The sequence below is a fragment of the Streptomyces botrytidirepellens genome, assembly GCF_003721215.1.
Taxonomy (GTDB): Bacteria; Actinomycetota; Actinomycetes; order Streptomycetales; family Streptomycetaceae; genus Streptomyces; species Streptomyces himastatinicus.
In genome coordinates this window covers 1-11,499 of record NZ_RIBZ01000772.1, presented here as the reverse complement: position 1 = coordinate 11,499, position 11,499 = coordinate 1, and the positions used below count along the sequence as shown (strand labels likewise).

Genomic DNA, 11,499 nt, shown 5'->3' with positions numbered 1-11,499 from the left:
GGACGCGGCACCGGCGGCGGCTCGGGCCGCGGTTCCGGTGGCGGGGCCGGCCGTAGTCGCCGTCCCAGCCGGTAGGGGCGGTCCGGACCGCCCTGGCCGGGGGCTCCCCGGGCGCCCCCGGCTCGCCATGCCCACGCCACGTCCGCAGGCGAGTAATGCGCCCCATTTCCCTGACGCAGGGGCGACAATGGGCCACATGCCGATACCCAGTGCCGTGCCCAGCCGCGCCGAACTGATCGACCATCTCGTCCGTACGCGCATCGCGGGTGACGTCGCCACCCCACGCGAGAACAACCTCTCCCACTACCGCAAGCTCGCGAACGGCGACCGCCACTACTGGCTGGGTCTGGAACTGGACGACCGCTGGGTGGACGAGCAGGACGTGCTGGCCGTCATGGCGGAGCGGTGCGGGGTGATCGACGACCCGGAGCACCGCACCGGGCAGGACACGATCGACCCGGAGCTGACGGTCGGCGCGCTGGACCGGATGGCGTCGGTGCTGCGGAAGGCGGCCGAGGCGCAGCAGCGGGTGCTGTTCGCCACGGGGCACCCGGGCGGGCTGCTGGAGGTGCACAGCGCCACGGCGTCGGCGCTGCACGCGGCGGGGTGCGAGATCGTCGAGATCCCGGGCGGGCTGCACGCGGACGAGGGGTACGTCTTCCAGTTCTGCGACGTGGCCATGCTGGAGCGCGGCGCCACGCTGTGGCACACCCACTCCCCCGCCCCCATGGCGGCCATCCTGGACGGGCTGGCCCGGGAGGGGCGGCCGCTGCCGGACCTGGTGGTCGCCGACCACGGCTGGGCGGGCTGCGCGGGGCAGCGCGGCATCGACGCGGTGGGGTACGCGGACTGCAACGACCCGGCGCTGTTCCTCGGCGAGGCGGAAGGGACGCTTCAGGCGGTGGTCCCGCTGGACGACCACGTCACCAATCCGCGGTTCTACGCGCCGATGACGGCCTACCTGCTGGACGCGGCGGGGCTGACGGCCCAGTTCTGACGCGCGCCGCCCGGGACGCGCGCCGCCCGGGACGCGCGTCAGACCGGGACGCGCGTCAGACCGGGACGCGCGTCGGAACCGGACCCAGCGCCGGGAGGGACAAGCGTCACCCCTCCCGGGGTTCCCCGGCGGGGGTCACTTCTTCGTGCGCGGCCGAGGGACCCGCATGACCCCTTCCTGGATCACCGAGACGGCCAGCCGCCCGTCGGCGGTGAAGATGCGGCCCTTGGCGAGGCCGCGGCCACCGGACGAGGACGGGCTCTCCTGGTCGTACAGCAGCCAGTCGTCCACCCGGAACGGCCGGTGGAACCACATGGCGTGGTCGAGGCTGGCGCCGACGATGTCCCCGACCGCCCAGCCGCCGCGGCCGTGGGCGAGGAGCACCGAGTCCAGCAGCGTCATGTCGGACACATAGGTGGCCAGGCAGACGTGCAGCATCGGATCGTCGGCGACGCCGTCCAGTTTGCCGTCGGTCCGGAACCAAACCTGCGACTTCGGCTCGCGGGGCTGTCCGACGCTGCCGTACGGCGGAGCGTCCACGTACCGCAGGTCGACGGCGGCCCGTGCCTGGAGCATCCGGTCGACCACCCCCGGCCCGGCGAGCAGGTGCTCGTACCGGGGCAGCAGCTCCTCGGCGGTGGGCAGCGAGAGCGGATCCGGTACGTCCGGCATCGGCTCCTGGTGCTCCAGCCCCTCCTCGTGCAGTTGGAAGGAGGCGGACAGGTGGAAGATCGGCTGCCCGTGCTGGACGGCGACGACGCGGCGCGTCGTGAAGGAGAAGCCGTCGCGGATCCGGTCGACCGTGTAGACGATCGGCGCCCCGGGGTCGCCGGGCCGCAGGAAGTACGCGTGCAGCGAGTGCGGCGGACGGTCCTCCGGGACCGTGCGGCCCGCGGCGACCAGGGCCTGGGCGGCCACCTGGCCGCCGAAGACCCGCGGCACGAGGGGTGCGGCATCGCTGGTGCCGCGGAACATGTCCTCTTCGATCCGCTCCAGGTCGAGCAGGTCGAGCAGGCTCTGTAGTGCGTCATTCATGGTTCAAGCAGTCTTGCAGACCCGTGTTGCGGCACCGTTGCCGACGAGCGTGCTCATGACGACCGTCACAGCCCCATCGACTTGGCGACGATGGACCGCATGACCTCGCTGGTGCCGCCGTAGATGCGGGTGACGCGGGTGTCCGCGTACAGCCGGGCGATGGGGTACTCCATCATGTAGCCGTAACCGCCGTGCAGCTGGAGGCACTTGTCGATGACGACGGCCGCGCGCTCGGTGGTGAACAGCTTCGCCGAGGCGGCGTCGGCGGCGGTCAGCTCACCGGCGTCGTGCGCGTCCAGGGCCCGGTCGACGACCGCCTGCATCGCGTCCACCTCGGCCTTGCAGTCGGCCAGCGTGAACTTGGTGTTCTGGAAGGACGCCACGCTCTTGCCGAAGACCTCGCGGTCCTGGACGTAGGCCTTGGCGAACTCGACGGCCGCGGCGGACTGCGCGTACGCGCTCACGGCGATGCCCAGGCGCTCCTGCGGCAGGTTGTGCGCGAGGTAGCCGAACGCCTTGCCCTCCTCGCCCAGCAGGTCCTCCACCGGCACCTTGACATCGGTGAACGACAGCTCGGCGGTGTCGGACGTCTTCAGCCCCAGCTTCTCCAGCTTGCGGCCGACCGCGTAGCCCTCGCTCGTGGTGTCCACGACGAGGATGGATATGCCCCCGCGGCGGTCCTCGGGGGTGGCGGGCGCGGTGCGGGCGCAGACCAGGACGCGGTCGGCGAGCACGCCGCCGGTGATGAAGGTCTTGGCGCCGTTGAGCACGTAGTGCGTGCCGTCCTCGGACAGCTTGGCGGTGGTCTTCATGCCCGCCAGGTCCGAGCCGGTGCCCGGCTCGGTCATGGCGATGGCGGTCATCAGGTCACCCGAGACGAACGAGGGCAGCCAGCGCTGCTTCTGCTCCTCGTTGGCGTACTTGAGGATGTACGGGAGGCAGAGCGCGGTGTGGACGCTGCTGCCGCCGAAGCTCACCCCGGCGCGGGCGCACTCCTCGGTGATGACCGCGTTGAACTTGAAGCTGGTCTCGCCCGCGCCGCCGTACTCCTCGGGGACCTCGATGCCGAAGATGCCCAGCTCGCCGAGCTTCTTGTAGAAGTCGCGCGGAGCCTGACCGGCCTCCCGCCACTCCTCGTAGTACGGGACGACCTCGGCGGCGATGAAGTCGCGGATGGTCTCCCGGAATGCCTCGTGGTCCTCGTTGAACACCGTGCGACGCATCTCTGCGGCCTCCCTCTGGCTAAGCGCTTGCTCAGCCGAAGCTACCGGCCAGTCACCTCACCTGTCCAGAGCGTCCGAGGCGTGGGCGCCGCCGTCCGAGGCGTGGGCCGCGCCGAACGCGCCCAGGGCCAGGCGGTGCAGCAGCGCGGCGGTGGCCTCGCGGCCGGGGAGGGCGCCGGGGCGGCCCAGGTGCGGGGTGGAGTTGAGCAGCCCGAACACGGCGTGGACGCAGGCCCGGGCGTCGGCCTCGGCGAGCCCCGGATAGACCCGCCGCACGACCTCGACCCACAGCTCCACGTACTGCCGCTGGAGCGAGCGCACCAGCTTGCGGTCGGTGTCCCGGAGCCGGTCCAGCTCTCGGTCGTGGAGGATGATCAGCGGGCGGTCGTCCAGGGCGAAGTCGATGTGGCCCTCGATGAGCGAGTCCAGCAGTGCCGCCGGGGCGTCCCCGGCCTCCGTCGCCTCCGCGGCGCGCCGCTTGCCGCCCGTCAGCAGCCGGCCGCTGATGCCGACCAGCAGCTCGGCCAGCATCGCCTCCTTCCCGGCGAAGTGCCGGTAGAGGCCGGGGCCGCTGATGCCGACCGCCGCGCCTATCTCGTCGACGCCGACGCCGTGGAAGCCGCGCTCGGCGAAGAGCCGGGCCGCCTCCTTGAGGATCTGTTCGCGGCGGGTCGGTGCAGGGGCTTGCGTGCTCATGGAAGCAATTCTAGACAGCGCGGTTAGTGGTCGTTAACCTGGTGGGTGTCGAGTTAACGACCACTAACCACGACGGCGAGACGAGGGGGCCCGTAGCGATGGAGCAGGCACCGGTGCTGCGAAGCGGCGCCGACCCGGGGTCCGACGCCTGGCAGGCCAACGAGGCCGCACACCGCGAGCTGGCCGCGCGGCTGCGCGAGAAGCTCGCCGCGGCCCGGCTGGGCGGCGGCGAGAAGGCGCGGGCGCGGCACACCGCGCGCGGCAAGCTGCTGCCGCGCGACCGGGTGGACACCCTGCTGGACCCGGGCTCGCCGTTCCTGGAGCTGGCGCCGCTCGCCGCCGACGGGCTGTACGAGGGCCAGGCCCCGGCGGCGGGGGTGATCGCCGGGATCGGGCGGGTCGCGGGCCGTGAGGTGGTCGTCATCGCCAATGACGCCACGGTCAAGGGCGGCACGTATTACCCGATGACGGTGAAGAAGCACCTGCGCGCCCAGGAGGTCGCGCTGGAGAACCGGCTGCCGTGCGTCTATCTGGTCGACTCCGGCGGCGCCTTCCTCCCCATGCAGGACGAGGTCTTCCCGGACCGCGACCACTTCGGGCGGATCTTCTACAACCAGGCGCGGATGTCCGGCGCCGGGATCCCGCAGGTCGCGGCGGTGCTCGGATCCTGCACGGCGGGCGGGGCCTATGTCCCGGCGATGAGCGACGAGGCCGTCATCGTGCGCGGCCAGGGCACGATCTTCCTGGGCGGGCCGCCGCTGGTGAAGGCGGCCACGGGCGAGGTCGTCACCGCGGAGGAGCTGGGCGGCGGCGAGGTCCACTCCCGGGTCTCGGGCGTCACCGACCACCTCGCGGAGGACGACGCCCACGCGCTGCGCATCGTCCGTACGATCGTCTCCACCCTGCCGCCCTCCCCCGCCCAGCAGGGCGCGCCGCCCTGGCCGCTCACGCCCTCCGAGGAGCCCGCGGTCGAGCCCGCGGGGATGTACGGGGCGGTCCCGGTCGACTCCCGCACGCCGTACGACGTGCGCGAGGTGATCGCCCGGGTGGTGGACGGCTCGCGGTTCGCCGAGTTCAAGGCCGAGTTCGGGACGACTCTGGTCACCGGCTTCGCCCGGATCATGGGCCATCCGGTGGGCATCGTCGCCAACAACGGCATCCTGTTCTCCGAATCGGCCCAGAAGGGCGCCCACTTCATCGAGCTGTGCGATCAGCGCGGCATCCCGCTGGTCTTCCTCCAGAACATCTCGGGCTTCATGGTCGGCCGCAGCTATGAGGCGGGCGGCATCGCCAAGCACGGCGCCAAGATGGTCACCGCCGTCGCCTGCACCCGCGTGCCCAAGCTGACGGTCGTCATCGGCGGCTCCTACGGCGCGGGCAACTACTCGATGTGCGGCCGGGCCTATTCGCCGCGCTTCCTGTGGATGTGGCCCAACGCCAAGATCTCGGTGATGGGCGGCGAGCAGGCCGCCTCCGTGCTCGCGACCGTCAAGCGCGACCAGTTGGAGGCGCGCGGCGAGAAGTGGAGCACGGAGGACGAGGAGGCGTTCCGGGCGCCGGTCCGCGAGCAGTACGAGACCCAGGGCAGCGCGTACTACGCCACGGCGCGGCTGTGGGACGACGGGGTGATCGACCCGCTCGAGACCCGTACGGTGCTCGGCCTCGCCCTCACCGCGTGCGCGAGCGCCCCGCTGCCCGACCGCACGGCCAAGGAACCCGCGGCGCCCGGCTACGGCGTCTTCCGGATGTGAGGGGATGCACCCGATGAGTGCGGCGCATGCGATGTTCGACACGGTCCTGGTGGCCAACCGCGGGGAGATCGCGGTCCGCGTCATCCGCACCCTGCGGCGGCTCGGCGTCCGCTCGGTCGCCGTGTACAGCGACGCCGACGCGGACGCCCGGCACGTCCGGGAGGCGGACACGGCCGTGCGGATCGGCCCGGCGGCCGCCGCCGAGAGCTATCTGTCGATCGAGCGGCTGCTGGACGCGGCCGCCCGCACCGGCGCGCAGGCCGTCCACCCCGGCTACGGATTCCTCGCGGAGAACGCGGCGTTCGCCCGCGCCTGCGCCGACGCCGGGCTCGCCTTCATCGGCCCGCCCGCCGGTGCCATCGAGCTGATGGGCGACAAGATCCGCGCCAAGGAGACCGTGCGCGCGGCCGGGGTGCCCGTGGTGCCGGGCTCCTCCGGCAGCGGGCTCACCGACGCCCAGCTCATCGACGCCGCCCGGGAGATCGGCACCCCCGTGCTGCTCAAGCCGTCCGCGGGCGGCGGCGGCAAGGGCATGCGGCTGGTGCGGGACGAGGCGCTGCTCGCCGACGAGATCGCGGCCGCCCGGCGCGAGGCGCGCGGCGCGTTCGGCGATGACACGCTGCTCGTCGAGCGCTGGATCGACCGGCCGCGCCACATCGAGATCCAGGTGCTGGCGGACGGCCACGGCCAGGTGATCCACCTCGGCGAGCGCGAATGCTCGCTCCAGCGCCGCCATCAGAAGATCATCGAGGAGGCGCCCAGCCCGCTGCTGGACGAGACCACCCGGGCTCTGATGGGCGAGGCCGCGGTGCAGGCGGCGCGGTCGTGCGGCTATGTGGGCGCGGGCACGGTGGAGTTCATCGTGCCCGGCGCCGACCCGTCCGCGTACTGCTTCATGGAGATGAACACCCGCCTCCAGGTCGAGCACCCCGTCACCGAGCTCACGGTGTCCATCCAGGGAAGCGGGGGCCTCGATCTGGTGGAGTGGCAGCTGCGGGTCGCCGCGGGCGAACCACTGCCCTGCGGCCAGGACGGCATCACCTTCGGCGGCCATGCGGTGGAGGCCCGTATCTGCGCCGAGACCGCCCGTGTGGCGGGCGACGGCCGGGTGGACTTCCTCCCGTCGGCCGGACCGGTGCTCGCCCTGGACGAGCCCGCGGGCGAGGGGGTCCGCGTCGACTCCGGGCTGAGCGCGGGCACGGAGGTCGGCACGGTGTACGACCCGATGCTCGCCAAGGTCATCGCCCACGGCCCGGACCGCCCCACGGCGCTGCGCCGGCTGCGCGCGGCCCTCGGCTCCCTGACCATCCTCGGCGTGGACACCAACACGGGCTTCCTGCGCCGGCTGGCCGCCCACCCGGAGGTCGCCTCGGGCGATCTGGACACCGGTCTGGTCGACCGCGCGGCGGCCTCGCTCCTCCCGTCCACGATCCCCGACGAGGTCTACGCGGCGGCGGCGCTGCTGCGCCAGGCGGCGCTGGAGCCGCCCGTCCCGCGGGGCGATGGCGCGGGAGGCAGCGGCTCCGGTGCGGATGTCTGGGTCGATCCGTTCTCCGTGCCCACCGGGTGGCGGATCGGCGGCGAGCCCGCCTGGACGATCCACCGCCTCCGAGTCGCGGGCCACGCCCCGGTGACGGTCCGCGTGCGCGGGCGGGCCCGGGACGCGCGGGTGCTCATGGAGCGCACGGACGGCTCGGGCAGTGGCGGCACGGCCGCGGACACGGCGGCGCGGCTCATCCCGTTGGACAACCGCACGGTGCTGCTGGACCTCGGCGGGGTCACCCACCGCTTCCGGCATGTCGCAGACGGCGCGAGCCACTGGCTGGGGCGGAGCGGGGATGCCTGGCGGGTGGTGGGGCATGACCCCATTGAGGAGACGCTGCGCGGCGGGGCCGCCGCCGCGCACGCCGGGGAGCTGACGGCCCCCATGCCCGGCACCGTCACCGTCGTGAAGGCGGCCGTCGGGGACGAGGTCACCGCGGGCCAGGGCCTGCTGGTGGTCGAGGCGATGAAGATGGAGCACCTCATCTCCGCCCCGCACGACGGGACCGTCACCGAACTGGAGGTGACCCCCGGCAGCACGGTCGCCATGGACCAGCTGCTGGCGGTCGTCGCCCCGCGCGAGACCGAGGAGCGTGCGTGATGACCCTCCCCCTGACCGTCCCGGCCCCGGGGCTGCCCGCCCGGGTGCGCATCCACGAGGTGGGGCCGCGCGACGGACTACAGAACGAGAAGACCCTCGTGCCGGTCGCCGTGAAGGCCGAGTTCATCCGGCGGCTGGCCGACGCGGGGCTGACCACCATCGAGGCCACCAGCTTCGTCCGCCCGGAGTGGGTGCCCCAGCTGGCAGACGCCGAGCAGCTGATGCCGCTTATCGACGATGTGCGGGCGCGGCTCCCCGTGCTGGTGCCCAACCAGCGCGGTCTGGACCGTGCGCTCGCACTGGGCGCGCGGGAGATCGCCGTCTTCGCCAGCGCGACCGAGGCGTTCGCCAAGGCCAACCTCAACCGGACGGTGGACGAGGCGCTCGCCATGTTCGAGCCGGTCGTCACCGCGGCGCGCGAGGCGGGCGTGACCGTGCGCGGCTATCTGTCGATGTGCTTCGGCGACCCCTGGGAGGGACCGGTCCCGATCTCGCAGACCGTCTCGGTCAGCCGCCGCCTGATCGACATGGGGTGCGACGAGGTGAGCCTCGGCGACACCATCGGGGTGGCCACCCCCGGCCATGTGCAGGAGCTGCTGGCCACCCTGGGCGAGGCGGGCATCCCCGCCGACCGGCTGGCCGTCCACTTCCACGACACCTACGGCCAGGCCCTCGCCAACACCCTCGCCGCCCTCCAGCACGGCGTGACCACCGTCGACGCCTCCGCGGGCGGCCTGGGCGGCTGTCCGTACGCGAAGAGCGCCACCGGCAACCTCGCCACCGAAGACCTGGTCTGGATGCTCGACGGCCTCGGCATCGAGACCGGGGTCGACATCCGCCGTCTCACCGCCACCAGCGTGTGGATGGCCCGGCACCTGGGCCGACCCAGCCCGTCCCGCACCGTCCGCGCCCTCTCCCAGAAGGAGATGTGAGTCATGGCGATCGACCATCGTCTCTCCCCCGAGCACGAGGAACTGCGCCGCACCGTCGAGGCGTTCGCGCACGATGTGGTCGCCCCGAAGATCGGGGAGTACTGGGAGCACCATGAGTTCCCGTACGAGATCATCCGCGAGATGGGCCGGATGGGGCTGTTCGGTCTGCCCTTCCCGGAGGAGTACGGCGGGATGGGCGGCGACTACTTCGCGCTGTGCCTGGCCCTGGAGGAGCTGGCCCGGGTGGACTCCTCCGTCGCGATCACCCTGGAGGCCGGGGTCTCGCTCGGCGCGATGCCGATCTTCCTCTACGGGACGGAGGAGCAGAAGCGCCAGTGGCTGCCCGGGCTGTGCTCCGGGGAGACCCTGGGCGCGTTCGGGCTGACCGAGCCGGGCGGCGGCTCCGACGCGGGCGCCACCCGCACCACGGCCCGGCTGGACGAGACCACCAACGAGTGGGTGATCAACGGCACCAAGTGCTTCATCACCAACTCGGGCACGGACATCACCGCCCTGATCACCGTCACCGCGGTCACCGACCGCACCGAGGACGGCCGCCCCAAGATCTCCTCGATCATCGTGCCGTCAGGCACCCCCGGCCTCAGCGTCGCCGCCCCCTACTCCAAGGTCGGCTGGAACGCCTCGGACACCCGCGAACTGTCCTTCGCCGACTGCCGCGTCCCGGCCGCCAACCTCCTGGGCGACCTGGGCCGTGGCTACGCCCAGTTCCTCCGCATCCTCGACGAGGGCCGCATCGCCATCTCCGCCCTGGCCACCGGGCTCGCCCAGGGCTGTGTGGACGAGTCGGTGTCCTACGCCAGGACCCGCGAGGCCTTCGGCCGCCCGATCGGCGCCAATCAGGCCATCCAGTTCAAGATCGCCGATATGGAGACCCGCGCCCACATGGCCCGCGTCGCCTGGCGCGACGCGGCCTCCCGCCTGGTGCTGGGCGAGCCGTTCAAGAAAGAGGCGTCGATCGCGAAGCTGTACTCCTCGGAGGTCGCGGTCACCAACGCCCGCGAGGCGACCCAGATCCACGGCGGATACGGCTTCATGAACGAGTACCCGGTGGCCCGGATGTGGCGGGATTCCAAGATCCTGGAAATCGGGGAGGGGACGAGTGAGGTGCAGCGAATGCTGATCGCACGGGAACTGGGGTTCGCGAGCTGATCACTCGGCGGCGGGCCAGGGGATCTGCGGGGAGCGGTAGTAGTCGATGCCCAGGGCGTCCCAGCGGGGCGCCTGGGCGGCGAGGCGCACCCGGTAGTCGTCCCAGTCGTGCGTGGACCGGGGCGACCAGCCCAGTTCGGCGATGCCGGGGAGACGGGGGAAGGCCATGTACGCGATGTGGGCGCTGGTGGAGAGGGTCTCCGACCACAGCGGGGCCTCCACGCCGAGGACCGAGGACGGCGGGGCGTCGGCGATGTAGCTGCCCGGGTCCCAGTCGTAGGACTGCTTCGCCTCGACGTATCCGGCCCAGCTGAGCCCCAGCGGGGTGCTCGGGTCGTACTTCATGTCCAGGTAGGCGCGGTTGGCGGGCGAGAGGACGAGGCGGGTGCCGTTCTTGGCGGCGTCGGCGACCTCCTTCTCGCTGCCGTCTGTCCCCCAGTACTGGGCGATCGCGCCCTTGGCGGGGCGCGCGCCGGTCAGCTGGTGCCAGCCGACCACGGTCTTGCCGTACTTGGCGACGACCGGCTGGACCCGGTCCATGAAGGCCACGTAGTCGTCGTGGCTGGTGGAGTGCGCCTCGTCGCCGCCGATGTGGAGGTAGCGGCCGGGGGTGAGGGCGGCGATTTCGCGGATGACGTCGTCCACGAAGTCGTACGTCACCTCCTTGGGCACGCACAGCGAGCTGAACCCGACCTCGGTGCCGGTGTAGAGGGGCGGGGCGACGCCGTCGCAGTTGAGGTCGGCGTAGGAGGCGAGGGCCGCGTTGGTGTGGCCGGGCATGTCGATCTCGGGGACGACGGTGAGGTGGCGTTGCGCCGCGTACCGCACGATCTCCCGGTAGTCGGCCTTGGTGTAGTAGCCGCCGGGCCCGCCGCCGACCTGGGTGGAGCCGCCGTACGTCGCCAGCCGGGGCCAGGAGTCGATGGCGATCCGCCAGCCCTGGTCGTCGGAGAGGTGCAGATGCAGTTTGTTGATCTTGTAGAGGGCGAGCTGGTCGACGTACGCCTTGACCTGGTCGACGGTGAAGAAGTGCCGGGAGACGTCGAGCATCGCGCCACGCCAGGCGTAGCGCGGCACATCGGTGATGGTGCCGCCGGAGATCCGCCAGGGGCCGGGCTGCCGGGTGGCGCGTTCGACGGACGCGGGCAGCAGTTGCCGCAGCGTCTGGATGCCGTGGAAGAGCCCGGCGGAGGTGCGGGCGCTGATGGTGACGGCGCGTCGGGTCACCACCAGCCGGTAGCCCTCCGCGCCGAGCCCCCTCGCCGCGGTCCCCTTCGCCCCGGTCCCCTTCGCGCCCGACCGTTTGGCGTCCCGCACGATCCGCAGCCGGATGCCGTCCCCGCCCCCGCGCGCCGTGACCGGCAGCCGGTAGCCGGTGGCGGGGCGCAGCACGCCCGCCAGATAGTCGCCCGCGGTGCGCGCCGCGCGGGAGCCGGGCTCCACCCGGATCGGGGTCGTCGGGCGGATCGTGTACGGGCTCTTGCCGGGCCGTACGGAGGCGGGCGCGGGCACGACCCGGTCCAGCGGCACCGGCGCGGCCGCGGCGGCGCCG

9 protein-coding genes are annotated in these 11,499 nt (G+C 72.6%); 5 read left to right on the top strand and 4 right to left on the bottom strand.

The window, feature by feature from the left end; genetic code table 11:
• Positions 1–187 precede the first annotated feature (187 nt).
• Complete coding sequence (locus EEJ42_RS39365) at positions 188–997, top strand: phosphatase (protein WP_123106955.1); 810 nt, start codon at positions 188–190, stop codon at positions 995–997.
• A 135-nt stretch (positions 998–1,132) separates the two neighbouring features.
• Here EEJ42_RS39365 and EEJ42_RS39360 read toward each other — a convergent pair whose 3' ends face one another.
• The 3 genes from EEJ42_RS39360 to EEJ42_RS39350 form a co-directional block, all read right to left on the bottom strand.
• A complete protein-coding gene (locus EEJ42_RS39360; protein ID WP_123106954.1) occupies positions 1,133–2,032 on the bottom strand; it encodes an acyl-CoA thioesterase in 900 nt (299 codons plus the stop codon).
• A gap of 65 nt (positions 2,033–2,097) precedes the next feature.
• A complete protein-coding gene (locus EEJ42_RS39355) occupies positions 2,098–3,255 on the bottom strand; it encodes an acyl-CoA dehydrogenase family protein (RefSeq protein ID WP_123106953.1) in 1,158 nt (385 codons plus the stop codon).
• A gap of 57 nt (positions 3,256–3,312) precedes the next feature.
• Positions 3,313–3,951 carry an SACE_7040 family transcriptional regulator gene (locus EEJ42_RS39350; protein ID WP_123106952.1) on the bottom strand — a complete coding sequence of 213 codons (639 nt, stop codon included), beginning with the start codon at positions 3,949–3,951 and terminating at the stop codon, positions 3,313–3,315.
• Positions 3,952–4,049: 98 nt separating this feature from the next.
• On the opposite strand from EEJ42_RS39350, the gene EEJ42_RS39345 reads away from it, so the two are divergent.
• The 4 genes from EEJ42_RS39345 to EEJ42_RS39330 are packed head-to-tail and all read left to right on the top strand — an operon-like array spanning position 4,050 to position 9,947.
• Positions 4,050–5,702, top strand: coding sequence for a carboxyl transferase domain-containing protein (locus EEJ42_RS39345; protein WP_123106951.1), 1,653 nt, complete (start codon positions 4,050–4,052; stop codon positions 5,700–5,702).
• A 31-nt stretch (positions 5,703–5,733) separates the two neighbouring features.
• Entirely contained in the window at positions 5,734–7,845 is a 2,112-nt protein-coding gene (locus EEJ42_RS39340; protein WP_123106950.1) for an acetyl/propionyl/methylcrotonyl-CoA carboxylase subunit alpha, read from the top strand.
• Positions 7,845–8,777, top strand: coding sequence for a hydroxymethylglutaryl-CoA lyase (locus EEJ42_RS39335; RefSeq protein ID WP_123106949.1), 933 nt, complete (start codon positions 7,845–7,847; stop codon positions 8,775–8,777). Before EEJ42_RS39340 ends, EEJ42_RS39335 begins: the two co-directional genes overlap by 1 nt.
• A gap of 3 nt (positions 8,778–8,780) precedes the next feature.
• The gene (locus EEJ42_RS39330) at positions 8,781–9,947 is read left to right on the top strand and encodes an acyl-CoA dehydrogenase family protein (RefSeq protein ID WP_184503489.1); all 1,167 of its coding nucleotides are present in this window, start codon (positions 8,781–8,783) and stop codon (positions 9,945–9,947) included.
• On the opposite strand, the gene EEJ42_RS39325 is transcribed toward EEJ42_RS39330, so the two are convergent.
• Positions 9,948–11,499 (bottom strand): beta-N-acetylhexosaminidase (locus tag EEJ42_RS39325; protein ID WP_123106948.1); only part of this gene is annotated, 1,552 nt, incomplete at its 5' end.